The organism is Nocardia sp. NPDC059177, assembly GCF_042755165.1.
Taxonomy (GTDB): Bacteria; Actinomycetota; Actinomycetes; order Mycobacteriales; family Mycobacteriaceae; genus Nocardia.
The window spans coordinates 148,835-171,941 of sequence record NZ_JBHZBX010000006.1 but is presented as its reverse complement, the minus strand read 5'-3'; the positions used below and the strand labels follow the sequence as shown (position 1 = coordinate 171,941).

The 23,107-nt window shown below is 70.1% G+C and carries 27 protein-coding genes; 15 read left to right on the top strand and 12 right to left on the bottom strand.

Annotation, left to right across the window (positions count from 1 at the left end; translation table 11 throughout):
- Window positions 1-281: 281 nt before the first annotated feature.
- Window positions 282-914, bottom strand: a complete 633-nt coding sequence (locus ACFXK0_RS10165) for a maleylpyruvate isomerase family mycothiol-dependent enzyme (protein ID WP_379409695.1) — start codon at window positions 912-914, stop codon at window positions 282-284.
- Window positions 915-982: 68 nt separating this feature from the next.
- Here ACFXK0_RS10165 and ACFXK0_RS10160 point away from each other — a divergent pair, with 68 nt between their 5' ends.
- Window positions 983-1,900 carry a MerR family transcriptional regulator gene (locus ACFXK0_RS10160; RefSeq protein WP_379409694.1) on the top strand — a complete coding sequence of 306 codons (918 nt, stop codon included), beginning with the start codon at window positions 983-985 and terminating at the stop codon, window positions 1,898-1,900.
- Between the two features lie 57 nt (window positions 1,901-1,957).
- Here ACFXK0_RS10160 and ACFXK0_RS10155 read toward each other — a convergent pair whose 3' ends face one another.
- Window positions 1,958-2,470: a L,D-transpeptidase gene (locus ACFXK0_RS10155; RefSeq protein ID WP_379409692.1), complete on the bottom strand. Its 513-nt coding sequence runs from the start codon at window positions 2,468-2,470 to the stop codon at window positions 1,958-1,960.
- Between the two features lie 143 nt (window positions 2,471-2,613).
- Entirely contained in the window at window positions 2,614-3,276 is a 663-nt protein-coding gene (locus tag ACFXK0_RS10150; RefSeq protein ID WP_379409691.1) for a DNA alkylation repair protein, read from the bottom strand.
- 305 nt (window positions 3,277-3,581) lie between these two features.
- On the opposite strand from ACFXK0_RS10150, the gene ACFXK0_RS10145 reads away from it, so the two are divergent.
- On the top strand, window positions 3,582-3,965 hold the full coding sequence (locus tag ACFXK0_RS10145) for a PaaI family thioesterase (RefSeq protein WP_379409823.1): 384 nt from the start codon (window positions 3,582-3,584) through the stop codon (window positions 3,963-3,965).
- A gap of 6 nt (window positions 3,966-3,971) precedes the next feature.
- Here the strand turns inward: ACFXK0_RS10145 and ACFXK0_RS10140 are convergent, their stop codons facing one another.
- Window positions 3,972-4,544: an exonuclease domain-containing protein gene (locus ACFXK0_RS10140; protein WP_379409690.1), complete on the bottom strand. Its 573-nt coding sequence runs from the start codon at window positions 4,542-4,544 to the stop codon at window positions 3,972-3,974.
- A 157-nt stretch (window positions 4,545-4,701) separates the two neighbouring features.
- Between ACFXK0_RS10140 and ACFXK0_RS10135 the strand changes: the two genes are divergently transcribed.
- The 3 genes from ACFXK0_RS10135 to ACFXK0_RS10125 are packed head-to-tail and all read left to right on the top strand — an operon-like array spanning window position 4,702 to window position 7,064.
- A complete protein-coding gene (locus ACFXK0_RS10135) occupies window positions 4,702-5,004 on the top strand; it encodes an urease subunit gamma (protein WP_379409688.1) in 303 nt (100 codons plus the stop codon).
- A 9-nt stretch (window positions 5,005-5,013) separates the two neighbouring features.
- Complete coding sequence (locus tag ACFXK0_RS10130) at window positions 5,014-5,346, top strand: urease subunit beta (protein WP_379409686.1); 333 nt, start codon at window positions 5,014-5,016, stop codon at window positions 5,344-5,346.
- Window positions 5,343-7,064 carry an urease subunit alpha gene (locus tag ACFXK0_RS10125; protein WP_379409685.1) on the top strand — a complete coding sequence of 574 codons (1,722 nt, stop codon included), beginning with the start codon at window positions 5,343-5,345 and terminating at the stop codon, window positions 7,062-7,064. Before ACFXK0_RS10130 ends, ACFXK0_RS10125 begins: the two co-directional genes overlap by 4 nt.
- Before the next feature lie 63 nt (window positions 7,065-7,127).
- Here the strand turns inward: ACFXK0_RS10125 and ACFXK0_RS10120 are convergent, their stop codons facing one another.
- Window positions 7,128-8,438, bottom strand: a complete 1,311-nt coding sequence (locus tag ACFXK0_RS10120; protein ID WP_379409684.1) for a lipase family protein — start codon at window positions 8,436-8,438, stop codon at window positions 7,128-7,130.
- Window positions 8,439-8,708: 270 nt separating this feature from the next.
- Between ACFXK0_RS10120 and ACFXK0_RS10115 the strand changes: the two genes are divergently transcribed.
- The 4 genes from ACFXK0_RS10115 (at window position 8,709) to ACFXK0_RS10100 (ending at window position 11,392) form a co-directional block, all read left to right on the top strand.
- Window positions 8,709-9,260 carry a YbaB/EbfC family nucleoid-associated protein gene (locus ACFXK0_RS10115; protein WP_379409682.1) on the top strand — a complete coding sequence of 184 codons (552 nt, stop codon included), beginning with the start codon at window positions 8,709-8,711 and terminating at the stop codon, window positions 9,258-9,260.
- 128 nt (window positions 9,261-9,388) lie between these two features.
- The gene (locus ACFXK0_RS10110; RefSeq protein WP_379409681.1) at window positions 9,389-9,700 is read left to right on the top strand and encodes a type VII secretion target; all 312 of its coding nucleotides are present in this window, start codon (window positions 9,389-9,391) and stop codon (window positions 9,698-9,700) included.
- 2 nt (window positions 9,701-9,702) lie between these two features.
- A complete protein-coding gene (locus tag ACFXK0_RS10105; protein WP_379409680.1) occupies window positions 9,703-10,701 on the top strand; it encodes a hypothetical protein in 999 nt (332 codons plus the stop codon).
- A 19-nt stretch (window positions 10,702-10,720) separates the two neighbouring features.
- The gene (locus ACFXK0_RS10100) at window positions 10,721-11,392 is read left to right on the top strand and encodes an O-methyltransferase (RefSeq protein WP_379409679.1); all 672 of its coding nucleotides are present in this window, start codon (window positions 10,721-10,723) and stop codon (window positions 11,390-11,392) included.
- 15 nt (window positions 11,393-11,407) lie between these two features.
- Here the strand turns inward: ACFXK0_RS10100 and ACFXK0_RS10095 are convergent, their stop codons facing one another.
- Window positions 11,408-12,454 (bottom strand): zinc-binding dehydrogenase, encoded by a 1,047-nt coding sequence (locus ACFXK0_RS10095; protein ID WP_379409678.1) that lies wholly within the window; start codon window positions 12,452-12,454, stop codon window positions 11,408-11,410.
- A 54-nt stretch (window positions 12,455-12,508) separates the two neighbouring features.
- Between ACFXK0_RS10095 and ACFXK0_RS10090 the strand changes: the two genes are divergently transcribed.
- Complete coding sequence (locus ACFXK0_RS10090) at window positions 12,509-12,820, top strand: hypothetical protein (RefSeq protein ID WP_379409677.1); 312 nt, start codon at window positions 12,509-12,511, stop codon at window positions 12,818-12,820.
- A 43-nt stretch (window positions 12,821-12,863) separates the two neighbouring features.
- On the opposite strand, the gene ACFXK0_RS10085 is transcribed toward ACFXK0_RS10090, so the two are convergent.
- Window positions 12,864-13,529, bottom strand: coding sequence for a class I SAM-dependent methyltransferase (locus ACFXK0_RS10085; protein ID WP_379409676.1), 666 nt, complete (start codon window positions 13,527-13,529; stop codon window positions 12,864-12,866).
- A 149-nt stretch (window positions 13,530-13,678) separates the two neighbouring features.
- Here ACFXK0_RS10085 and ACFXK0_RS10080 point away from each other — a divergent pair, with 149 nt between their 5' ends.
- Window positions 13,679-14,881, top strand: a complete 1,203-nt coding sequence (locus ACFXK0_RS10080; protein ID WP_379409674.1) for a DUF418 domain-containing protein — start codon at window positions 13,679-13,681, stop codon at window positions 14,879-14,881.
- Here ACFXK0_RS10080 and ACFXK0_RS10075 read toward each other — a convergent pair.
- Window positions 14,839-15,543 (bottom strand): TetR/AcrR family transcriptional regulator, encoded by a 705-nt coding sequence (locus ACFXK0_RS10075; RefSeq protein ID WP_379409673.1) that lies wholly within the window; start codon window positions 15,541-15,543, stop codon window positions 14,839-14,841. The genes ACFXK0_RS10080 and ACFXK0_RS10075 overlap by 43 nt on opposite strands.
- A gap of 92 nt (window positions 15,544-15,635) precedes the next feature.
- Here ACFXK0_RS10075 and ACFXK0_RS10070 point away from each other — a divergent pair, with 92 nt between their 5' ends.
- The 4 genes from ACFXK0_RS10070 to ACFXK0_RS10055 all read left to right on the top strand — a co-directional run bounded on the left by ACFXK0_RS10070 (window position 15,636) and on the right by ACFXK0_RS10055 (window position 19,245).
- On the top strand, window positions 15,636-17,105 hold the full coding sequence (locus ACFXK0_RS10070; RefSeq protein ID WP_379409672.1) for an MFS transporter: 1,470 nt from the start codon (window positions 15,636-15,638) through the stop codon (window positions 17,103-17,105).
- A gap of 87 nt (window positions 17,106-17,192) precedes the next feature.
- The gene (locus ACFXK0_RS10065; protein WP_379409671.1) at window positions 17,193-17,843 is read left to right on the top strand and encodes an urease accessory protein UreF; all 651 of its coding nucleotides are present in this window, start codon (window positions 17,193-17,195) and stop codon (window positions 17,841-17,843) included.
- Window positions 17,844-17,870: 27 nt separating this feature from the next.
- Complete coding sequence (ureG, locus tag ACFXK0_RS10060) at window positions 17,871-18,578, top strand: urease accessory protein UreG (RefSeq protein WP_379409669.1); 708 nt, start codon at window positions 17,871-17,873, stop codon at window positions 18,576-18,578.
- Window positions 18,568-19,245 carry an urease accessory protein UreD gene (locus ACFXK0_RS10055; protein ID WP_379409668.1) on the top strand — a complete coding sequence of 226 codons (678 nt, stop codon included), beginning with the start codon at window positions 18,568-18,570 and terminating at the stop codon, window positions 19,243-19,245. The genes ureG and ACFXK0_RS10055 overlap by 11 nt, the downstream gene beginning before the upstream one ends.
- Window positions 19,246-19,298: 53 nt before the next feature.
- Here the strand turns inward: ACFXK0_RS10055 and ACFXK0_RS10050 are convergent, their stop codons facing one another.
- From ACFXK0_RS10050 to ACFXK0_RS10035, 4 genes are all read right to left on the bottom strand, one after another.
- Complete coding sequence (locus ACFXK0_RS10050) at window positions 19,299-20,039, bottom strand: hypothetical protein (RefSeq protein WP_379409667.1); 741 nt, start codon at window positions 20,037-20,039, stop codon at window positions 19,299-19,301.
- A gap of 254 nt (window positions 20,040-20,293) precedes the next feature.
- Window positions 20,294-21,715 carry an NAD(P)/FAD-dependent oxidoreductase gene (locus ACFXK0_RS10045; RefSeq protein WP_379409666.1) on the bottom strand — a complete coding sequence of 474 codons (1,422 nt, stop codon included), beginning with the start codon at window positions 21,713-21,715 and terminating at the stop codon, window positions 20,294-20,296.
- A gap of 146 nt (window positions 21,716-21,861) precedes the next feature.
- Entirely contained in the window at window positions 21,862-22,740 is an 879-nt protein-coding gene (locus ACFXK0_RS10040; RefSeq protein WP_379409665.1) for a tat pathway signal sequence, read from the bottom strand.
- Window positions 22,741-22,835: 95 nt separating this feature from the next.
- A complete protein-coding gene (locus ACFXK0_RS10035) occupies window positions 22,836-23,042 on the bottom strand; it encodes a hypothetical protein (protein ID WP_379409664.1) in 207 nt (68 codons plus the stop codon).
- Between the last annotated feature and the right edge of the window lie 65 nt (window positions 23,043-23,107).

Sequence of the window (23,107 nt, the reverse complement as noted above, 5' to 3'; positions counted from 1 at the left end):
CATCATCAACTCGGTCAGCGAACCCATGGTGAATCTCCTTGCATAATCCGATGATCGGAACGTGATCACAATCAGATCTCTGATGTGATGTGGGTAACGTAGACCCGGCGGATTTCGCCCGGGATGAAAATCGTTTATTTCAGGTAAGTTCCGGACGGATGTTTCCCAGTGGAGTCGCGGGTGGCCGTTGGTGTCCGTCACAACACCCCCGGCCGTGACCTGTACAGACGTCCAACCACGTCACGCCCCCGGCGAACGGCCCCGTTCCCCGTCCCGGATCGTCAATGCCCCTGGAGTGGCTGACGGTGCCGTTCCGGCTCGATCCGGCCGGTGACCACGAGTAGCAGCTCCCCGGCGGTGCCGGTGATCGCCGCCGGGCCGGCGCCCGCGGTCCAGCCGGTATCGGTGGCCGTGAGCGTGTATCCGGCCAGCCGGGTGGGTGCGTGGAACGGCGCACCCATCGTCCACACCCGCTCCAGCGACCAGCGCGCCGCGTCGGCCGGCATCACCCGCTCGATGCCCAGTGGCACGGCGAGATCCTGGCCGTGCACCAGCAGATCCATCAGCCGGTCGAGGGGTGTGGTGCCGACCGGAATCGCCCGCGAGTCCACGGTCGAGCGCAGTTCGGCCAGCAGCCGCGCGGTCGGTGTCCGCTCGGCATGGCGGATCGCGGTGTCGCGGATCATCCGGTCGGCGTTCCCGCGCGCCCGAACCAGATTCACCACCAGCGCCCCGACGGTGACCCGGGTGGCCAGCACCAGGTGCGCCACCACATCCCTGACCCGCCAGCCGTCGCACAACGACGCGGTGTCCCAGGCCGATTCGGGCAGGCCGTCCAGCAGTTCGACGAGCGTGGCGCGGTCGCGCGCCACCGCCCGCCAGATCATCTCGGTGGTCGGGGGCTGGGTGGTCACGATGTGCTCCTTCGGTCGGTGTCGTCGCCTACCGTAGGAACTCCACCGAGGTGGAGGTGCCAGCGACAGTGACCCAGAACACACTGCTGACGATCGGGGAGCTCGCCGCCCGGACCGGCGTGGCGGTGCGCACCATCCGGTTCTATTGCGACGAAGGGCTGCTCGATGCCGCGCGGACGAGCACCGGCCATCGGGTGTTCGATCCCGCGGCGGTCGACCGGCTGACACTGTTGCGCCGGCTGCGCACCCTGGGGATCGGCCTGGCCGCCATCGAGGACGTGCTGCGCGGGACGCGCTCGATCGGGGAGGTGATCGCCGCCGAACGCGGGGCGGTCGACGACGAACTCGCGGCCTTACGCCGCCGCAAGGCGTTGCTGTGCGCGGTGGAGTCGGCCGCGCCCGCGCGCCAGGCCGACTACGTGCACATGCTCGCCGCCGTGGCCGATCCGCGGGCGGCGCGCGATGTGCTCGTGTCGTTCTGGCGAGGTCAGCTGCGGCCGCTGCCCGCGTCGGCGATCGACGGTTTCCTCGACATGAACGTTCCCGAGCTGACCGCGGACGCACGCCCCGAGGAGCTCGTCGCCTACGCCGAACTGCTGGCGACAGTGACGGATCCGGCGGTATCTCAGGCCGTCTACGACACCATCCGGCACCGCCGCACCCCGGGGATCCGCGACGAACGCCGCCTGCTGCTCGATATCGCCGATGCTTGCGTCGCCGTGGCGCCACGGGTCGCCGCGGGCGACCCGCCGGGCCCCGGACCCGAACTGGATCACTACGTCGGCATCCATGCCGAGGCCCGCGATCGCCGCGACACCCCGGACTTCCGGCGCGGACTCCTCGCCGACGCCGCGGGCGCCGATCACCGGGTCCGCCGCTATTGGCGGCTCACCGGCGCCATCACCGGTGACCCCGTCCCCTCCGGGGCGGCACAGCTGTGGCTGTTCGACGCGTTGACCGCGGCCCTCGCCGGGTCGGTGTCCTGACGCGGAGAACGCCACGGGGAGACCGGATTCCGGCCTCCCCGTGCGCGCCGGGCGAACTCAGGGCACGACTTCGACGATATCGCCGGGCTCGAGCCAGTCGTAGTGCGCCTTCGCACCTTCCGGGGTCAGCCGGATGCAGCCGTGGGACTGCTCCTCGGTAGGGCCGATGTGATAGGCGATGTCGCCGTTGAAGAACACCGCGTACTCCATCGGCGCGTTGTGCAGCGTGCTCCAGTGGAACGGCTTCTTGAACGCGACCTTGAACACGCCGGTGGGGGTCTCGTAGCCGGGGCGGCCGTGCGACATCGGGCTGGGCCCGAAGGTGACCTTCCCGTTGTCCATCAGCCAGGCATTGTTGGTCGACAGCTGCAGGCACGCGCGCGCCTGCTCGCTGCACGGCGCCACCACCGGTTCCGGTTCGGGCGCGGGAATGATGGCGGGCACCCCGGGCACATCGGGCCCGCCCGGCCACAGGGGTTCGGCCTGCACCGGTGCCGCCACCGCGGCCCCGACCGCCGCCGCGCAGATCGCCGCGTGCGCGGCCCACCGGGGAATACGACTACTACTCACGAAATCTTGCCTCTCTCGCCGCGCCCACCCCTGGCCGTCGTGCGCCCAGAAACGAGCTCTCAACATCGACACAAGCCTCGGAACATGGAGGTACGACGATCATGGAGTATTGCGATCGTGTTGAGCAAGCGAAGCGGCGAAAGCTAGGCCTCGCGCCTGCGCACCATCTCGGCGATCCAGGTGGGCGCGAACGGTGAGGTGCAGCCCGGCGGCGTCGGGTAGTCCTCGAGCACGCGCAGCCGTTCGCCGATGCCGACCGCCCTGGTCCGGTGCTCGGGGTGCTCGATGCCGATCTGGGCGAGGGTGTGGTTCATCGCCCACTGCAACCGGTCCGGCGCGTCCCGCATCTCGGCCTCGACGACATCGAGCAGCCCGGCCAGATCCAGCCCCGCCGGCTTCTTCACCACCCGCTCGCTGGTCAGCGCCCACCCCGCGCTCGCCACCACCGGATCCGGGTCCGCCAGCCACGCCACCCGCAGCTGCTCGGCGTGCGGGCTCTTCTTCACCACGTAATTCACCAGCCAGTCGTGCACCTTGGGCGTGCCCGCCGCGCGCACCATCGCGTCCAGTTCGTCGCCGGTGAACGCCTTCGGCCGGCAGATCAGCAATGCCACCAGCCGTGCCGCGCTGTCGCCGGTCGCCCAGAGTCGCACGGCCAGTTCCTGTTGCGTCTTCAGTTCCTTGGCCACCGCGCGCAGCTTGGTGAGATTCACGGCGTGATCGTCGCCGTGCTTGGCGTTCACCGCGCGGATCTTCGGATCTTCGAGTGCCGCCAATTGGGCCAGCACCGTTGCCACCTCGGTCACCGGAGCCTCCTGTGCGTCGTATGCCGGATTCGTCCCCGAAGATAGTCCGACCAGGCCGGGAAGTGCCGAGCGAGCGTCCCACTTGACCACTTAGGTAAGCCTGACCTATGCTCAACTCGGCGTACGGATGAGCCGGTGGTCCCGAGGGCTGCGGTCGACCCCCTCATTCATGCCGCGGCGGGCTCCGTCCTTGTGACGGGGTCCGCCGCATCGTTTCGCGGTGACAGGTGAGCGCGGCTGATAGGTCATGGTGTAGACCGGAGTCCATGAGTGAACTGTCGCTGGCCGACCTCTCGCCCGAACTGATGAACGAGGCGAGCAAAGGCACCTTCACCGATCTGATCGGATTGCGCTACACCGAGGTCTCCGCCGATCGGGTGCGCGGGGAGTGGGAGGTGCGTCCGCAGCTGTTCCAGCCCGCCGGGATCCAGAACGGTGGCGTGTACTGCACGGTCATCGAGACGCTGGCCAGTGTGGGCGGCGGAGTGTGGTTCGCGGACCGCGGGTCGGTGGTCGGGGTCAACAACAACACCGACTTCCTGCGCGCGGTCAGCAAGGGCGTGCTCACCGGCGAGGCCACCCCGATCCATCGCGGCCGCACCCAGCAGCTGTGGGTGGTGGTGATCACCGACGCCGAGGGGCGCACGGTCGCGCGCGGTCAGGTCCGGTTGCAGAACCTGTCCGCCTGAGCGCATTCACCCCTCGGTGGTGACCCGCCAGCCGTCGCGGTCGAGCACGCGGGTCACCAGCGCGCCGATGTTCCACGCGTCGTCCTCGCCGCGGTGGTGTCTGCCCTCGAGCGGCAGTTCGGCGATGCCCAGCGCGCCCGCCATGCCCTGGCGCCTGCGCAGGCCGTAGGACTCGGCGAAGACCTGTTTGGCATTGGTGTGCTGGCTGCCGAACGGATACGGCACGCCCGTCTCGGCGCACTGGACGACGAATTGCTTGCGGTCGTAGTCACCCCAGCTCGCCCACGGCCGGGTCCCTGCGGCGAAGTCCGTCGTCAGGATCCGGCACGCTTCGGCGAAGTCGACGCCGGTGTCGACCTGCTGCTGGGTCAGGCCGGTCAGTTCGGTACAGAACTCGCCGACGGTGGAGCGGGTGGGGCGCACGAGGATGCCGTGCTTGCTCACGCGCGTGTGGGTGGTGAGATCGACGACGGTGAGGCCGATCTCGATGATCTCGCTGGTCTGGCCGGGTGGGGGCGAACCCGTCCAGCAGGTGGCCTCGATATCGACCACGTTCAACAGCCCGGAATGTTCCTGCATGTCGGCGACGGTACCCACGAGTTCGCCTGGCCTCCACCGGTTTTCCCCACCGGTGCGCGAGCGGGTCCGTGCGGTGGGGTCCGCTGTGCGGCGGGTTCGGGACGGACATGCCAGAATATCTGGTCATCCGCCTAGTCGATCGCCGAGGAGAGACCCGATGCGCCTGTCGCCGCACGAGCAGGAACGGCTGCTGCTGAGCTACGCGGCGGAACTGGCCCGGCGCAGGCAGGCACGGGGGCTCGCACTCAACCATCCCGAGGCGGTCGCGCTGATCACCGATCACGTGCTCGAAGGGGCGCGTGACGGGCGGACCGTCGCCGAGCTGATGTCCTCGGGGCGGTCGGTGCTCACCCGGGCCGACGTGATGGAGGGTGTGCCCGAGATGATCCACGACGTGCAGGTCGAGGCGACCTTCCCCGACGGCACCAAACTCGTCACCGTGCACCACCCGATCGGATAGGTGACGCCCATGATTCCCGGTGAATACCTCTGTGCCGAGGGCACGATCGAACTGAACGCGGGCGCGGTGCGCGTCGAACTCGAGGTCGTCAACACCGGCGACCGGCCGGTGCAGGTGGGCAGCCACGTGCACTTCCCGCAGGCCAACGCCGCCCTCGACTTCGACCGCGCCGCCGCGCACGGCCACCGGCTCGACATCCCGGCCGGCACCGCCGTGCGATTCGAACCCGGCCTGGCGCAACGGGTCTCGCTGGTCCCGCTGGGCGGCACCCGCGAGGTGTACGGCATCAGTACGCCCGCACCGGGCCACCTCGACGCGACCACCTCGGGAGAGAACCGATGACCGAACTGAGCCGCGCCCGCTACGCCGAACTGTTCGGCCCGACCACCGGTGACCGGGTCCGCCTCGCCGACACCGACCTGATCGTCGAGATCACCGAGGACCGCAGCGGCGGCCCCGGCCTGGCCGGCGAGGAAGCGGTCTTCGGCGGCGGCAAGGTGCTGCGCGAGTCGATGGGGCAGTCCCGCGCCACCCGCGCCGACGGCGCGCCCGACACCGTGATCACCGGCGTGATCGTCATCGATCACTGGGGCATCATCAAAGCCGATGTCGGCATCCGCGACGGCCGCATCTGCGCCCTCGGCAAGGCGGGCAACCCCGACACGATGACCGGTGTGCACCCCGATCTCGTCGTCGGGCCGTCGACCGAGATCATCGCGGGCAACGGCCGCATCCTCACCGCGGGCGCCATCGACTGCCACGTGCACTTCATCTGCCCGCAGCTGCTCGACGAAGCGCTCGGCGGCGGCATCACCACCCTCATCGGCGGCGGCACCGGCCCCGCCGAAGGCTCGAAAGCCACCACCGTCACTCCCGGCTCGTGGCACCTGGCACGGATGCTGGAAGCCCTCGATCACTGGCCGATGAACATCGTGCTGCTCGGCAAGGGCAACACGGTCAGCCACGAATCGATGTGGGAGCAATTGCGCGGCGGCGCTTCCGGGTTCAAACTGCACGAGGACTGGGGCTCCACTCCGGCCGCGATCGACGCCTGCCTGACCGTCGCCGACGCGGCGGGCGTGCAGGTGGCGCTGCACTCCGACACCCTGAACGAGGCCGGTTTCGTCGAGGACACCCTCGCCGCCATCGCCGGTCGCGGCATCCACGCCTATCACACCGAAGGCGCGGGTGGCGGGCACGCACCCGACATCATCACCGTCGCCGCACATCTCAATGTGCTGCCCAGCTCCACCAACCCGACCCGGCCGCACACCGTGAACACCCTCGACGAGCACCTCGACATGCTCATGGTCTGCCACCACCTGAGCCCGTCGATCCCGGAGGACCTGGCCTTTGCCGAGTCCCGGATCCGCCCGTCGACCATCGCCGCCGAGGACCTGCTGCACGATCTGGGCGCCATCTCGATGATCGGCTCGGACTCCCAGGCCATGGGCCGCATCGGCGAGGTCGTGATGCGCACCTGGCAGAGCGCGCACGTGATGAAACGCCGCCGCGGCGCCCTGCCCGGCGACGGCGCCGCCGACAACTTGCGCGTGCAGCGCTACATCGCCAAATACACCATCTGCCCGGCCATCTCGCACGGCCTAGACGACGAGATCGGCTCGGTCGAGGTCGGCAAACTCGCCGATCTGGTGCTGTGGGACCCGGCGTTCTTCGGCGTGCGCCCGCACGCGGTGCTCAAGGGCGGGATGATCGCGTGGGCGGCCATGGGCGACGCGAACGCCTCGATTCCCACCCCGCAGCCGGTGCTGCCGCGGCCGATGTTCGGCGCCGCCGCGCCCGCCGCGGCGGCCACCTCGCTGCACTTCGTCGCCGAGCAGGCGATCGAGGACGGCCTGGCGAACCGCCTGGATGTGCGGCGAAAGCTGGTGCCGGTCAAGAACGTCCGCCGGGTCACCAAGGCGGACATGCCGCACAACGAGGCGATGCCGCGCATCGAGGTGAATCCGGATACCTTCACCGTCCGCATCGACGGCGAGATCTGGACCGAGGAACCGGCCACCGAACTGCCCATGGCCCAACGTTATTTCCTCTTCTGAGACCGGAAACGCCGATCGCCGGCCCCGCGTGTGCGGGACCGGCGATCGGGGTATGGGCTGAACTCAGTCGATCGAGCAGCCGCTGACCGGCTTGTCGGCGAGCCGGTCGAGCAGGTAGGTCACCGCGTTGTCGGGACCGAAACCGTCGATGATCTCCGGGCCGAAGTGGTTCGGGATGGTGAAGCCCGGCATGATCGGCGGCAGCTCGTTGGTGCGGAAGGTGACCGTGGCGCCCTGGGCGCACCAGTCCTCGGCGAGGCGACGGGCCTGACCGTAGGGGACGGTGTCGTCGTTGCGGCCGCTGGTGATCAGCACCGGGGTGGCAGGCGCGCGGCTGCCCAGCCGCAGTTCGGCGAGCACCGGTGCGGCCTCGGGCATCTCGGCGAGATGCTCCGACAGCGAACGGCCGTCCACGGTGAGCGAGTTCGTCCGCAGGAACGGGTGGTAGAAGATCAGGTCGGCCACGCACGAATCGCTCAGGGTGGCGAGAGTGGCCTTGCCCTCGGGCGAGACGACCCGGTCCACCGCCGCCTGCAGCTCGGGGTAGCGCGCCAGCATGCCGTTGATCCCGAAACCGATCGCGCCACCGATCAGCGCGCCGTCGATCTGCTTCAGGATCTCACTCAGATCGGCGACCGGACCGCCGGCCCAGGTGCCCTTCAGATTCAGCTCCGGCGCGTAGTCCGGCGCCATCTCGGCCGCCGCGGCGGTGGCACCGCCACCCTGGGAGTAGCCCCACAGCACCAGCGGGGTCTCCGGGCCGACACCGCCGAGGGCATTGGCCGCGCGGGCGCCGTCGAGAATGGCGTGGCCGCTCTCGATCCGGTTGGCGTAGGTGTGGATGCCGGGGGTGCCCAGGCCGATGTAGTCGGTGATCAGTACCCGGGCGCCCAGCGCGCTCCACACCGCCGAGGAGGGCAGTTCCTGGTTGGCCGACAGCCCGAGCGCCGGATCGGCGGTCACCGAGACGCCGGTCGAGAACGCCACCGACATCGCGCAGCGGTCACCCTGGCCGGACGTGCCGGGGCCGATCACCACGGTCGGGCGCGGCCCTGGCCCCTGCCACGGGTTGGCCGGCTCGATGTAGGTGCCCGACACCGCGACCGGCGAACCGTCCTGCAGCCGCGAGGTGTACATGACGTGCTGTGCCTGGGTCGGCCAGCCCGCCGCGGTGGGTGGGGTCGCGAGAATCGTCATCGGCGCGGTCTTCACGATCGCGCCGGGCGCCTCGGGCAGCTGCGCGGGCGGGATGTAGAACGCGCTGACCGGCTCGGCCGCCGCCGGTCCGGCACCGACCAGGTGACCGGCCATCGTGGCCACGCACACCAGTGCCGTCATCGCCGCACGGCTCGCCACTGAGCGTGAATGCTGCATACAACTCTCCATCAACCGTTACCCCGCCCTGTTACGGGTGTGTCCTGAGCCGCAGAGCCCGTGCGGCATGATGTGCATCACGGGATCCGAACGTACGCGACAGTAACATGGTTACTGTGGCAGTCCTAACGGCGGTCCGGTGGACCCGGTCAGGGCGGCGGGTCGCGCGTTCGCGGAGGTGGGCTAGGCTCTGCGCGATCCGAACGGGGCGGTTCAGCGTGCGCCCTGCCGTGTAGCGCCGGGGAGCCCCGGCAGGAGGGGACCGCAGTCATGGACGACCTGAACAACGCCGCCGACGAGCTCTCGCGCTGGGCCGAGGACCTGGAACGCAAGGCGCAGCGCTACCAGGAACTGCACGGCAAGATGACCGAGGTCAGCGTCACCGACACCTCGGCCGACGGCCGGATCAGTGTCACCGTCGACGCCAACGGCTCCACCACCGCGATCACCCTCGCCGCCGCCGTCCGCGGCATGGATCCGACCGCCGTGGCGGCCGAACTCATGGCCTGCACGCACCGGGCCCAGGCCCGGCTGCGCGACCGGGTCACCGGTCTGGTGCACGACATGGTCGGCACCGACGAAGCGGGCGAGGCCATCGTCGGCCAGTACGCCGAGCGTTTCCCCGATCCGGAGTCCGAGCCCGCCACCCCCACCCCGCCGCCCGCACCGCCCGCGCCCCCGGCCGCGCCGGCGGCCCCCTGGCCCGCCGCCACCGCACCGGAGGCACCCGCCACCCGCAAGCCCGATCGGGACCGGGTCGTCGCTCCCGAGGAGCCGTCCGACGAGGACATCTTCTACCAGCGCAAGTCCTGGCTGCAGTAGTCGCGGAAACCGGTCGGCGCGGCGAGGGAACCGAATCGGGGTCTGCCGCGTCCAACCTTTCGAGACAGTGCGGATATCGGCAAGCTCCACCACGACGAGGAGGACTCAGGGTGACGTGTTCTGTGAATGTGAGTACGGATGCGATCCGGACGCACGCGGGAACGGTGAGCAGCGTCTCCGCGGGTGTGGGTGAGGCGCTCGAAGCGGCGAACTACCTCGCGCACGCCGACGACGGATACGGGCTGCTGGTGAAGCCGTACGCGGTGATCACGCTCAACGACCTGCACGACGAGATCACCAGTGCGCTGGAATCACTCGACACCACCACCGGTGAGATGCCGGGCAAACTGAACACCGCCGCCGACACCTTCGACACCTGCGATACGACCAGGGCGGGCGACATCTCGACCAAGACCGCCGAGATCGAGAGGAACGTCTAGTCATGGCCGACGGACCCAACGCGGTGGGCACGTTCCTCAACGAGACCACCCTGCCCGGCACGATCAACACCTTCGACGATGCGGCCGCGCCGAAGAACGAGCTGCTCGCCGACGGCGTCGACTACCGCGACACCTACTACCAGGAGTCCAACCCGGTTCTGAGCAATGTCGGCCTGCCCGGGCTCAAGGAGAACAGCAAGGGCGAGGACGAGGCCAACGGGGGCGTCCTGAAGGGGACCCTGGCCGGTGACGTCTGGGAGAACGGCTACGGCCTCTACGACGGACTGACCGGCGACGGATCGGTCCTGGACAAGGCCGACGCCATCGCGAAGGCGGCGACCACCGCCAGTGATGTGAAGTCGGCGGTGACCATGTTCACCAAGGCGATCAAGGGCACCAGCACACTGGCGAAGTTCGACCCTTTCAACTTCCTCGGTGCGCAGCTGATGAGCTGGATGCTCGAGCACGTCGAGCCCCTGCGCAAGACTCTGGAATCGCTCACCGGCAGCCCCGACATGGTCCAGGCGTATTCCGACTCCTGGGGCAAGATCGCCACCCACCTCGAGGAGACGGCCAAGGCCTGGGCCGCGGCACTGGACACCGGAATCGGCGCGTGGACCGGCGCGGCGGCCGAGGCGTATCGGGCCACCGCCACCGACTTGACCGGCAAGATCGCCGAGAAGGCCGCGCTCGCCCAGATCCTGTCCGATGCCAACGGCGGGATGAAGCGCATCGTCGAAGCGGTCAAGGCGGTCGTCACCGAGGTGCTGACCACCCTCGCCGGAATGCTGGCCGAGATCACCGCCATCCTGATCGCCTCCGCCGGGACCGCCACTCCCGCGCTCATCTCCCGGGCGCTGTTCGGGATCTCGTCGGCGTCGATCACGATCTCCCAGTTGCTCATCAAGATGGCGCAGGCGCTGGTTTCGGTGAAAACACTCGTACATCAAGGTATCCAGGTCGTCCGGGGTGTCGTCGAGGTCGAGACCGCGAAGGCGTAGCGGTGGCACACTGGCGCCCATGACTGACAACGATTGGGCAGGCGTCGATCGGTACCTGGTGGACACGCTCGTCGGCGACGCGGGCGCGCCCGCGCTCAGCGCCAATGCCGACGCGGGTCTCCCGCCGATCGATGTGTCCCCGCCGCAAGGCAAATTCCTGTATCTGCTCGCCCGGACCGCGGGCGCGCGGCGGGTACTCGAGATCGGCACGCTCGGCGGGTACAGCACCGAATGGCTGGCGCGCGCGGTCGGCCCGGACGGCACCGTGGTGACCCTGGAATTCGAGCCCCGGCATGCGAAAGTGGCGCGGGAGAACCTGGATCGGGCCGGGGTGGGGGATCGGGTCGAGATCCGTGTCGGCGCGGCCCTGGATTCGCTGCCGGGTGTCGCCGAGGATCTGACCGCGCCCTTCGACCTGGTGTTCATCGACGCCGACAAGGTCAACAACTCGAACTACGTGCAGTGGGCGTTGCGGCTGACCAGGCCCGGCTCGGTGATCATCGTCGACAATGTGGTGCGCGGTGGTGCGGTGGCCGACGAGCAGACCACCGATCCGAACGCGCTCGCCGGCCGCGAGCTGGTCGAGTTGCTCGCCGCCGAACCCAGCCTCGACGCGACGGTGATCCAGACGGTCGGTGCGAAGGGCTGGGACGGTTTCGCCTACGCGGTGGTCAACGGGCCGGTGTCCTGAGCGGACCCGGCGCGGTCAGCGGGCGCCGGCGCGCAGCACCACCTTGCCGTTGCGGCCGGGGGTCTCCGACAGCACGGCCGCCTCACCGGCGTGGTCCAGCCCGAACTCGGCCTGCACGTCGAGGCGCAGTGTGCCGTCGGCGGCCAGGCCGACCAGCTCGGAGATCAGCCGGACGTAGTCGGCCGGGTCGATCTCCGCGCTGCGCTGCTGGCCCCAGAAGCCCTTGACCACCGCCTGTTTGAAGATCACCGCACCGGTCTCGATGACCAGCGGCTGACCCGAGAGCGCCCCGAAGGAGATCAGCTCACCGCGCGGCGCCAGCAGCGACATCAACGCGCCCGCGGCCGGACCGCTGACCTGATCGATGCCGCGCACGATCGGTTCACCGTTGGTGACCGCGGCCGCGTGCGCGGCCCAGCCCTCGACGTCGCTGTCGATCACCGGACCGTAGCCGAGCTGCTCGAGTGCCCGCACCGACGCCGCGCCGCGCACCAGGCTGACCACCTTGACCCCGCGCTGCTGGGCGAACAGATTCACCAATCGCCCGACCGCGCCGTTGGCGGCGTTCACCGCGATCCACTGCCCGGGCTGCACCCGCAGATCGTCGAGCAGCATGAGCGCGCTCAACGGCATGGCCAGCAGCTGACACGCCGTCTCGTCGGGCACCGAAGCGGGAATGGGGACCGCGCGATCGGCGCGGGCCAGGAAGAAATCCGCCCACGCCGCGTGGATACCGGCCATCGCCACCCGCTGCCCGACTGCGAGTCCCTCGGCGCCGGGACCGACGGCATCCACCACACCGACGGCTTCGGTGCCGGGTACGGCGGGCAGCGGCGGTTTATAGCCGTAGACGCCACGGATGATCGCCAGGTCGTGGTTGTGGATCGGGGACAGTGCCGTCGCCACCCGCACCTCGCCCGGCCCCGGTTCCGGGGTGGGCACGGTCTGGGCGGTGAGCACGTCCTTCGGATCGCCGAACCGGTCGATGACAACAGCCTGCATGTCCGCCTCCGTGGTGGTGTCGAATCCCCGCACGAGCACGATCGCGATCCATTCTGTCACCGCGCCCGCGTCGGTCCCGCGCGCCGGGCGGTTCGGCTGCTTGACTTGCTGACCGTGACTACGCAGCACGCGCGCGGCGCCCGGCGCCGGACCGTCTTCGCGACCACCGCACTCGGCCTGCTGTGCGGACTGGCGGCCTGGCTGCTGTTCGAGTGGTGGGCCTCCGACATCGACGGGTTCGTCGTCTACGACGCGAGCTACGAGCCGCTGCCGGACCCGGTGCCCGAGGTGACGATCGAGCCCGGACCGTCGACCACCGATTCGCCGCTGCGGATCGGCCTGGTGGCGGTACCGACCGCGATCGGGCTGATCGCGGGCTGTGTCGGCGCCGCGTGGGGGCTGCGGTTGCACAAGGCCGCGGACTGACCGGACCGCACTGAGCCACCCGCGTCCGGGAACGACGCCCGGATCACCCTGCGGCGCGCCGGAATTCGGCGCGCCAGCGGTGCAGGCCGGGAATGTCGGGCCGGGGCAGCAGGTCGAGGTGGACCGGCGCGATGTCGTCCCCGCCGAAGGATTCGATCTCGGCCCGGGTCAGCGGCCAGGGCGGCCCGCTCGTCGGCGTGGCCGCGCTGACATCGGCGACGACCAGCAGCGTCGCCCCCGGGGCGAGCGCGGCGCGGATGCCCGCGATGGCGGCGGCATGGACCTGCGGCGGCAGGGACTGCACGGTGATCGACTCGACGACCAGATCGAAGACGCCGCGCCAGGCGGCGGGCGGTGCCAGCAGATCGGCCACGGTATAGGTGACCGGTGAGTGCGGAAAGCGGGTCAGCGCACCGTCGATCGCGGTCGGCGACACATCGAACGCCGTCGTACGGAAGCCCTGGGCCGCAACATGTTCGGCGTCGGTACCGTATCCGCAGCCGACGACCAGCGCGGTGCCGCCCGGTTCGCCCGAGCGTCCGGCGAACCATTCGGCCAGCAGCGGATTGGGATCCTCGCGATCCCACGGCACGACCGAGGTGCCCGCCGCCGCCTCGACGTAGAGCGGCTCGAACCACCCCGTCGGATCATCGGCGGCCAGGGCCTGGGCGGCGAGACGACGGTCGGCGGGCAGCGGCTCGGTAGGCATCACTCCACTGTCCCTCATGCCGTCGCGGCGGGTACCGGTGGGGGAGAAGTCAATACGCCGCAGGGTGGACCGCGAGGACCTGGGGGTGCGACCCGGTATCGGCCGCGCGGTGGACGACCGGGAGTGCACCGGTTGCCTACCCTCGACCCATGGCAGCGGCAATCGGGACCCGGACGCCGGCGGCAGCGTCGGGGCGGCGCATCGCCGAGGTCGATATCCTGCGCGGGTTCGCGCTGTTCGGGATCCTGATCACCAATGTGATCGTGGCGACGACGCTGTGGAGCGCGGTCGGCACGCGCGAGGATCCGGTGTCACTGTTCGACGGCACCGTCGACCAGGTGGTGCGCGCCACGGTCGACGCCCTGTTCACCGGCCGGTTCTACCTGTTGTTCGCCTTCCTGTTCGGCTACTCGTTCACCCTGCAGATCGCCGCCGCCGAACGCGCGGGGGCCGCCCCGGCGCGGCGGTTGCTGCGGCGCTCCGCCGCGCTGCTGGCGATCGGCCTGGTGCACGTGTATCTGCTGTGGGTCGGCGACATCCTCACCCTGTACGCGGTCCTGTGCCTGCTGCTGATCGCCCTGCGCCGGATGCGGCCGAAGACCGCCGTGATCACCGCGGCCGTGCTGTATCCGCTCTGGTCGGTGTGGAGTTTCCTGTCCGGTGACGACGGCACGCTCGGCCTCGGCGAGTTCTTCGATCTGCCGAAGCTCTCGGCCGACTACACCGGCTCCTTCGCCGACACCTTCGCCGCGCAGACCGCCACCGCGCCGCTGTTTCTGCTGCTGATCTGGATCGGTCAGGGTGTGCCGAGCCTGGCCATGTTCCTGCTGGGGACGGCGGCGGGCAAACGCCGTCTCTTCGAAGATCCGGAGACGGTGCGCCGCTGGACGCCGCGGGTGCTGCTGGCCGGTTTCGGGCTCGGGCTGCCGATCTCGGCGGCGACCTTCGGCGAGTCGATGCACTGGTGGAACGCGCCGTTCGTCCTGCACGGACTGCAATATCTGATCGCCCCGGCGATGACCTTCGCCTATATCGCCGTCGTCCTGCGGGTGGCGCGATCGGCCCGCACCGGCCGGTTCGCCGCCCTGCTCGCCCCCGCGGGCCGGATGGCCGCCTCGAACTATATCGGCCAGTCGGTCGTGCTCATGGTCGTCTACACCGGCTACGGTTTCGCCCTTGCCGACGACATCGCGCCGCTGGGCGTCGTCGCGATCGCGCTGCTGACCTTCGCCGCGCAGCTGGCGCTGAGCGCGTGGTGGTTGGGCGGGCACCCCTACGGTCCGGTCGAATGGGTGCTGCGGGCCGCGACCTACCGGACCGTGCCCGCCTGGCGTAAGTCCGCGCGGGACTGACCCGCCGCGCGGGCGGCGAACCCGTCGCACAGCGCGTCCAGGCCGAGGAACAGCAGATCCTCGGAGGTGAGTTCGCTCACGCCCGCGCCGTGCAGCTCCGCCAGCGCGGGCGGCACCGGGGACGTGGGTGTGCCGTCGAGCAGATCGCGCAGGCCGTTGGTGTCGTCGGTGGCGGTGCGCTGCCGGTCGAGCAGGGAACCGCCGACCACCGGCAGGCTCGCACCGGAGATGTAGTTCCAGACGGTGAACGCCATGGTGGTGGCCTCCCGGGCCGACACGTCGAGTGCGCGCAGGCCATCGACCAGCCAGGCGAGACTGGCCAGACTCTGCGGGCCGAAGCTGTAGCGGGGGATCGCGAAGGTCAGCAGGACCCACGGATGCTGCTGGTAGAGCCGCCAATCCACTTCGGCGGCGATGCGCACCCGATCGCGCCACGTCCAGCCCTGACCGGCCGGGTCGGGGTAGGGGAAGCGTGCGGAGATCTCGTCGGTCATGGCCGCGATGAGTTCGTCCTTGTTGCCCACGTGCCGGTACAGCGACATGGTGCCGACATCCAGGCGCTCGGCGATGCGGCGCATCGATACCGCGTCCAGGCCGTCGGCGTCGGCGAGGCCGATGGCGGCGTCGACGATCGCGGTGCGGGTGAGTTTCGCATCAGTCATCCCATGACTCACTTCCGTTTTCTGCCTACTGCTGCGTACACTGTACCCATTTCCCGCGTACGGCGTACGCAAACCCCTGGAAGGATGTCGGAATGACGAAGCTGGAACCGGCGGTGTCCACTGCCGTCGCCGGTGGCCGCCGCGCCTGGCTCGGGCTGGGCGTGCTGCTGCTGCCGGTGCTGCTGGTGTCGATGGACATCTCGGTGCTGTTCCTCGCCATGCCGACGCTGACCGTCGACCTGGAACCCAGCGCCGCCCAGCAACTCTGGATCCTCGACATCTACGGATTCATGCTGGCCGGGCTGCTCATCACGATGGGCAACCTCGGCGACCGGATCGGCAGGCGCAACATCCTGCTCGCCGGCGCGGCCGTGTTCGGGCTGGCCTCGGTGCTGGCCGCCTTCGCGCCCAGCGCCGGTGTCCTCATCGTGGCGCGGGTGCTGATGGGCATCGGCGGCGCGACCCTGCTGCCGTCGAGCCTCGCGCTGATCTCCAACCTGTTCCCCGACGCCCGGCAGCGCGCGACCGCGATCGGCATCTGGACCGCGTTCTTCGCCGGCGGCTCGGCGGTCGGGCCGATCATCGGCGGGCTGCTGCTGCACCACTTCTGGTGGGGCTCGGTGTTCCTGATCAACATCCCGGTGCTGGCGATCCTGCTGGTGTTCGGCGCGTTCCTGCTGCCCGAACACCGCTCGGCCGCGCTGGGCCCGATCGACCTGCCCAGCGTCGCGCTCTCCATCGGCGGCATCCTGCCGTTGGTCTACGGGATCAAGCACATCGCCGCCGAGGGCTTCGACCTGCTCGCGCTGGGCATCGCCGCGATCGGCGTCGTGCTGCTGGTGCTGTTCGTGCGCAGGCAGCGTCATCTCGCCGAACCGCTGCTCGATCTGTCGCTGTTCGCCCGGCCGCTGTTCCGGGTGGCGATCGGGGCCAGCACCGTCGGCATGATGTCGCTGGCCGCGATGAGCTACCTGACCAGCATCTACCTGCAGTCGGTCACCGGCCGCGACGCGCTACAGGCGGCGCTGCTCGGCATCCCGATGGCCGTCGCGGTGTTCGTCTGCTCGATGAGCGGCGCGAAAGCCGGTCTGCGCTGGGGTGTCCGGACAGCGTTCACCCTCGCGCTGACACTGTCCGCGGTGGGCAATCTGATGCTGCTCGGCGTCGGTGTCGACGGCGGGCTGATGTGGTACGTGGCCGGTTCGGTGATCGCCGGCGTCGGCTACGGCATCTCCTTCACGCTGGTCTCGGATGTGGCGGTCTCGGCGGTGCCGGCCGAACGCGCGGGCTCGGCGGTCGGCATCTCCGAGACCAGTTTCGAGCTGGGCAACTCACTGGGCCTGGCGCTGCTCGGCTCACTGGCCGCGCTGATCTTCCGCTCCGGCGGCGACTTCGGCGAGACCCTGGGCGACACCATCGTCCACTCCGGCGGCGACGCCGGGCTGGTCGCGGCCGCGCGCGAATCCTTCGTCAGCGGCATGCACATCGCCACGGCCTGCGGCGCTCTGCTGTTGCTGGGGATGGCCGTGCTGGCCTGGCGGTCGGCCCGCGTCACCCGCTGAGGCGACCGCCGGGCGGGGCGAGCCCGACACGGACGGTGCGCAGCCCTCAGCGGGCGGCTGTCCGGTCCCGTTGCATAGGATCGGCGGATGCGAAACGAGGGTGCGGCGGGCTTGGCGACACTGCTCGCCCTCGCCGATTCGCGCCTGCCCATCGGCGGGCACGTGCATTCCGGCGGGGTCGAGGAGGCGGTGGCGGCGGGGTTGCTGCGCGACGCCGCCGGGGTCGAGGTGTATCTGCGGCGCCGGATCACCACCGCCGGACTGGTCAGCGCCTCGCTCGCCGCCGCGGTCTGCGCCGGGACGCTCACACCCGAGCGCGCCGAACTCGAAGCCGACGCCCGGACACCCTCGCCCGCGGCCCGCGCCGCCTCCCGCGCACAGGGACGTGGTCTGCTGCGGCTCGCGAAACAGCTGTGGCCGCACCATGATTGGACGCCCGCCGGTGTGCGTCCGCATCTGTCGACGGTGTTCGGGATGGTCGGGGTGGCCTGCGGCGCCGGGGCGCGCGAACTCGCGGGCGTGGTCGTCTACACCACGCTGACCGGTGCCGCCACCGCCGCGCAACGGCTGCTCGCGCTCGATCCCGCCGCGGTGGCCGCGGGCACCCTGCGACTGGCGCCGGTGTGCGACCAGGTCGCCGCCGAGGCCACCGACGGGCTCGCCGCACTCTCCGATCCGCTCCAGGACGCGCTCTCGGAACGACACCTGCTCCGCGATATGCCCCTGTTCGCCTCGTAACCGCCCAGCAAGAATGGAGAACCACCCATGCCGCCTCATCTGATCGACGGTGAACCGCACGAGCACAGCCACGACCGGCCCAAGCGGGACCGCGCCACGGGGGAAGCACTGCGTATCGGCATCGGTGGCCCGGTCGGCTCCGGCAAGACCGCGCTGGTCGCCGCGCTGTGCAGGCAGCTGCGTGACGAACTGTCCCTCGCCGTGCTGACCAACGACATCTACACCACCGAGGACGCCGACTTCCTGCGCCGCCACGCGGTCCTGCCCGACGAGCGGATCACCGCCGTGCAGACCGGCGGCTGCCCGCACACCGCCATCCGCGACGACATCACCGCCAACCTCGACGCCATCGACGACCTGGTCGCGGCCAACCCGCCGCTGGATCTGATCCTGGTGGAATCCGGCGGCGACAACCTCACCGCGACCTTCTCCTCCGGCCTGATCGACGCGCAGATCTTCGTCGTCGACGTGGCCGGTGGCGACAAGGTGCCGCGCAAGGGTGGCCCCGGCGTCACCTTCTCCGACCTGCTGGTGGTGAACAAGACCGACCTGGCGCCGCTGGTCGGCGCCGATCTGGGCGTGATGGAACGCGACGCAGCCAAGGTGCGTGAAAACCGCCCGACCGCGCTGGTGTCGCTGACCGAGGACCCCGCCGCCACCCCCGTGCTGGCCTGGGTGCGCGAGCAGCTGCGCACGGCCGCCGAGCAGGACGCGGCCGCCGGCGTTGCGCACTGAACTGAGCATCGTCGCCGAACCGGGCAGGTTGCCGCGCATCGACGCGGTCGGCGGCTTGGCCGGCCGGCACACCGGTGCCGACACCGTGCACCTGATCGGCACCGCCGCCACCCCGCTGGGCGGGGACGAACTCGACATCCGGATCGTGGTGCGCCCCGGCGCGCGGCTGGTGGTGCGCTCGGTCGCGGCGACCATCGCGCTGCCCAGCACGCGGACACCACTGTCGGTGGCGCACTGGCGGTTCGAGGTCGGTGCGGGCGCGGAACTGGACTTCGATCCGGAACCGACGATCGTGGCGGGCGGCGCGCAGCATCACACGGTGACCACCGTGCACGTGGCGCCGGACGCGCGCCTGCGCCTGCGTGAACGTGTGCAGCTGGGACGCAGCGGCGAGGACGGTGGCGGCTGGCGCGGTGACCTGTGCGCCGACCTCGGCGAGATCCCGCTGCTGCGGCACCGGCTCGCACTCGGTGCCGCCACCGCGACCGACGATCGGCTGAGCGCGCGACGGGCGCTCGACAGCGAACTGGTCTATCCCGACGACCGCCCGGCCTGGGCGGGCAGCCTGGACGACGTGCGGCTGCCGCTGGCAGCCGGCGGCTCGCTGGCCACCCGGACCAGTGCCCGTCTGCATGCCACGGCACCGGAGCTGCTCGGCGTCCGCTGAGGACAGCAGTGGGAGCCGGGTAGGTCACCCGGCTCCCACTCGTGAACGATCGCTCAGGCGCTGACGAGCTCCACCCCGGCGTCCATTGCCCCGGCGTCCACCGTGCCGGGTGCCGCCGCCTGAGGTGGCGCAAGGAATCCACTCGCCGCACCCACTGCCGCACCGACCCCGGCGCCGACGACGGTGATCGGCACCGACACCGCCATGTACGCGGCCATGCCACCCAGGATCGGCCCCGCGACCAGGCCGATCGGCAGAAACGGGATACCGGCGACGAGCCCGGCCACCGCACCGCCGGTGCTCGCCATCATCGCGAACGGGATCGCCACGGTCGAGCCGACCGCCGCGCCACGAGCCGCCGAGCCGAGGGTCGAGGAGGCGATCCTGTCCGAGCGGCTGCGCTCGAGACCGACCGAGTCGAGGAAGGTCGCCAGGTTGGCCTCGGTGTGGGCGGCGGCGTCGTTGATCTGAATCGAGGTGTCGACCGGCACGAAGTCCGGCACCGGGACCAGCTGGTCACCGAAGCGGAACTGGCCGGGCGGCGGCAGGATCGGCGGCACCGGCGCGACCGGCGTCGGCGCGTGCAAGGTGCCCACCGGCGAGAGGTAGTCCGTCTCCGGCCCGGTCCGCGACCACTGCAGCGAGCTGCGGGTGTTGGCAGGCATCTGCGGTCCCACATAGGGGGTGGCGTTGGGCGCCACCGCGTCGAACTCCGGTCCGGCCGGATGCTCGGGCTGGGTCACCGCCGTCTGCGCGGGATCGGCGTTCGCGGTGCCCGTGCCGATCAGGGCCATGACCAGGGGGACCGCTCCTGCCGCGACGACCGAACCGACTCGCTGTCGCTGCGGGCTCGGCGCCCTGTGTTTCCCCGTCGCCATAGATCGCCTTTCATCCGGGGGATTGGTCACACATATGACCTCCGGCATTCGGACCGGCGCCGGACCCGGATGGGTCCGAAACGCGGACATCCCGGAATCCTGGTGTCCGGACACACGAAACAGGCCGGACGGTTCGTGATGAACCATGCGGCCTGTCGTCTTTCTCGGAGCTAGCCGACCTCGCGCTCGGCGGGTTGTCTGCCGTTCCCGGTGGTTGGCTCGCCCAGCTCGGCGGCCAATTGTTTGGCTTCGGCCCGATCGGCGTTGACCTCCTCGATCGCCAGCCGCGCGAACAGCCACTGCTCGGTGGCCGCCATCTGCCCGCGGTTGCGGCCGAGGAACGAGACGAACCAGCCGATCACGGTGACGATCCGGCTGCGGTAGCCGACCAGGTAGTAGAGGTGCAGCGCCAGCCAGGCCAGCCAGGCCAGGAAACCGCTGAACTCGAGCTTGCCGATCTGGCAGACCGCGTCGAAGCGCGAGATCGTCGCCATCGAGCCCTTGTTGAAGTACTTGAACGGCGTGCGCTCGGCCGGGGTCTGGCCCTCGAGCCCGGCCTTGATGGCCTTGGCCGCGTAGGTGGAACCCTGGATCGCGCCCTGCGCCTGACCCGGCACACCCGGCACCGACATCAGGTCGCCGACCACGAACACGTTGGGATGACCCTTGACGGTGAGGTCGGGCTCCACGACGACGCGGCCCGCCCGGTCCACCTCGGTGCCGTCGGAGCGCTCGGCGATCATCGCGCCCAGCGGGCTGGCCTGCACACCGGCCGACCACACCTTGCAGATCGCCTCGATCCGGCGGGTGCTGCCGTCGGCGTCCTTGACCACGACACCGTGCGCGTCGACATCGGTCACCATGGCGTTGAGCTGGATCTCCACCCCCATCTTCTCCAGCCGCTTGGCGGCCTTGGCGCCCAGCTTGGGACCCATCGGGCCGAGCACCGCGCCCGCGCCCTCGAGCAGGATGACGCGCGCGTCGCGGGGATCGATGGTGCGGAAGGTGCCGTCGAGAGTGCGATCGGCGAGTTCGGCGATCTGCCCGGCCAGCTCGACACCGGTCGGGCCCGCGCCGACGACGATGAAGGTGAGCAGCCGGTCGCGCTCCTCCTGAGTGGTCGCCAGTTCGGCCTGCTCGAACGAGCCGAGGATGCGCGCGCGCAGCTCGAGCGCGTCGTCGATGGTCTTCATGCCGGGCGCGAAGGTGGCGAAGTGGTCGTTGCCGAAGTACGACTGCTGCGCGCCGGTGGCGACGATCAGGCTGTCGAACGGGGTGACGGTGTCGCGGTTGAGCAGACGCGAGGTGACCTGTTTGCCCGCGAGGTCGATGTCGACGACCTCACCGAGTAGTACCTGGGCATTCTTCTGCTTGCGTAACACCAGCCGGGTCGCCGGCGCGATCTCGCCGGTGGACAGGATGCCGGTGGCCACCTGATACAGCAGCGGCTGGAACAGGTGGGTGGAGGTCTTGGAGATGAGGGTGACCTCGACATCGGCCCGGCGCAGGTGCCTGGTCCCGAACAGGCCGCCGAACCCGGACCCGATCACCACCACGCGGTGCCGACCATTCCCGACAGACTGAGTGCTCATCGTCCTGCTCCTCGACAGACTGGGGCGGGCCCCGCGATGTGATGACGGGTTCAACCGTAGTCGGCTCCGGAGGCCACGTCGCCACGAGATCCCGGATCCGATCTTGATCAGGCGCTAGACCTGATCGAGGATACGGGATGGGCAGGTCAGCGACCGGCAAGCAGGATCTCGGCCAGCCTGGTGTCGGTTTCGGCGCCCTCGGTGTAGCCGCCCTCGTTGCCGAGGGAGTTCATGATGGCCAGGGTGTAGCGCTCGTTGTCACCGGCCACGCCCACCGAATTGACCACCCAGCCGTCGGCCTCGGCCGACCAGCCGTTCTTCAGGCCAGGCCGCATCGCCGAGCCCGCGCCCCACACGCCCCAGTGCTGGTTGGAGTCCACCGAGCGCATCCGGTCGAGCAGGTAGGCCAGGTCGTCGGGGTGCATGGTGTCGAGGATGTTGTTCATCAGCCGGTCGAGGTCGGCGGCGGTGCACTTCTGGAACGACCAGTCCGGGAACAGCGCGGTCGCCGTCGGCTGCGGGATCAGCGAGACCATGCCGTAGGCGCGGAAGGCGCTGTTGTAGGCCATCCGGTCGAAGCCGATGTACTTGTTCCAGAGGATGTCGGCGGCCTGGTCGTTGGAGGTGGCCAGCATCGATTCCATATTGGCGCGGTCCGCGGGGGACAGGCCGATGGCGCCGACCCGGGCGCGGTTGAGCAGGTCGGCGGCGATGGCCAGCTTGATGGTGGAGGCGGTCCACACCTGGTTCTCGGCGTGTTCGTTGGCGTAGACGCCGCCGGTCTGCCGGTCGCGCAGCACGTAGCCGGTGACGCCGGGGCGCCCGGCGAGGTAGGCGTCGGCCCGCGCGATCCGGGAACTCAGGTCGGCGTCGAAGCCCGACACCTGGGTCAGCGCGGGGGGCGCGGCCTGGGCGGGAGCGACCAGCACGGGGACGCCAGGGGACAGGACGGCCGCGGCGGCGAGGAGACAGGCGGTTGCTGCGACCCGGGAAACGACGCGGGCTGAGGGGGAACGGTCACGCACGAAGGAACACACTCGCACACCCGGCGCCGAAGCGCACTACTTGAGGAGAAGCCCGAAGTGTGTTACAGCGCCGTTGCGCCGCACCGGATTTCCGCTCAGTGATGAGCCGCGTGCGGGGTGGCGATGGTGCAGCCGTTGAGCCGATGGCAGTGTTCGAAGGCTTCGCTGTGCCGGTCCAGTGGCCAGGAGTGCAGCACCTGATCGGGCCCGAAGCTCCGGGAATTGATCAGTTCCCAGCGGTCGCCTGCTCGCCGGACGACGAATCCGGCACGGGGAACCAAGGGGATTACCTGCGCGATCATGAACCGAACCAGCCTTTCGCCCGCGGCCGAACTGTCCCACCCGAACCGCTACGATCCCACGGCCG

Bases quoted from the DNA above. Each gene is read 5' to 3' on its own strand.
- ACFXK0_RS10070 (WP_379409672.1), top strand. From the start codon at position 15,636: ATGACGAAGCTGGAACCGGCGGTGTCCACTGCCGTCGCCGGTGGCCGC.
- ACFXK0_RS10045 (WP_379409666.1), bottom strand. From the start codon at position 21,715: ATGAGCACTCAGTCTGTCGGGAATGGTCGGCACCGCGTGGTGGTGATC.
- ACFXK0_RS10100 (WP_379409679.1), top strand. From the start codon at position 10,721: ATGACTGACAACGATTGGGCAGGCGTCGATCGGTACCTGGTGGACACG.
- ACFXK0_RS10125 (WP_379409685.1), top strand. From the start codon at position 5,343: ATGACCGAACTGAGCCGCGCCCGCTACGCCGAACTGTTCGGCCCGACC.
- ACFXK0_RS10145 (WP_379409823.1), top strand. From the start codon at position 3,582: ATGAACGAGGCGAGCAAAGGCACCTTCACCGATCTGATCGGATTGCGC.
- ACFXK0_RS10050 (WP_379409667.1), bottom strand. From the start codon at position 20,039: ATGGCCCTGATCGGCACGGGCACCGCGAACGCCGATCCCGCGCAGACG.
- ACFXK0_RS10035 (WP_379409664.1), bottom strand. From the start codon at position 23,042: ATGATCGCGCAGGTAATCCCCTTGGTTCCCCGTGCCGGATTCGTCGTC.
- ACFXK0_RS10140 (WP_379409690.1), bottom strand. From the start codon at position 4,544: ATGCAGGAACATTCCGGGCTGTTGAACGTGGTCGATATCGAGGCCACC.
- ACFXK0_RS10105 (WP_379409680.1), top strand. From the start codon at position 9,703: ATGGCCGACGGACCCAACGCGGTGGGCACGTTCCTCAACGAGACCACC.
- ACFXK0_RS10120 (WP_379409684.1), bottom strand. From the start codon at position 8,438: ATGCAGCATTCACGCTCAGTGGCGAGCCGTGCGGCGATGACGGCACTG.
- ACFXK0_RS10080 (WP_379409674.1), top strand. From the start codon at position 13,679: ATGGCAGCGGCAATCGGGACCCGGACGCCGGCGGCAGCGTCGGGGCGG.
- ACFXK0_RS10115 (WP_379409682.1), top strand. From the start codon at position 8,709: ATGGACGACCTGAACAACGCCGCCGACGAGCTCTCGCGCTGGGCCGAG.
- ACFXK0_RS10065 (WP_379409671.1), top strand. From the start codon at position 17,193: ATGCGAAACGAGGGTGCGGCGGGCTTGGCGACACTGCTCGCCCTCGCC.
- ACFXK0_RS10085 (WP_379409676.1), bottom strand. From the start codon at position 13,529: ATGCCTACCGAGCCGCTGCCCGCCGACCGTCGTCTCGCCGCCCAGGCC.
- ACFXK0_RS10130 (WP_379409686.1), top strand. From the start codon at position 5,014: ATGATTCCCGGTGAATACCTCTGTGCCGAGGGCACGATCGAACTGAAC.
- ACFXK0_RS10075 (WP_379409673.1), bottom strand. From the start codon at position 15,543: ATGACTGATGCGAAACTCACCCGCACCGCGATCGTCGACGCCGCCATC.
- ACFXK0_RS10135 (WP_379409688.1), top strand. From the start codon at position 4,702: ATGCGCCTGTCGCCGCACGAGCAGGAACGGCTGCTGCTGAGCTACGCG.
- ureG (WP_379409669.1), top strand. From the start codon at position 17,871: ATGCCGCCTCATCTGATCGACGGTGAACCGCACGAGCACAGCCACGAC.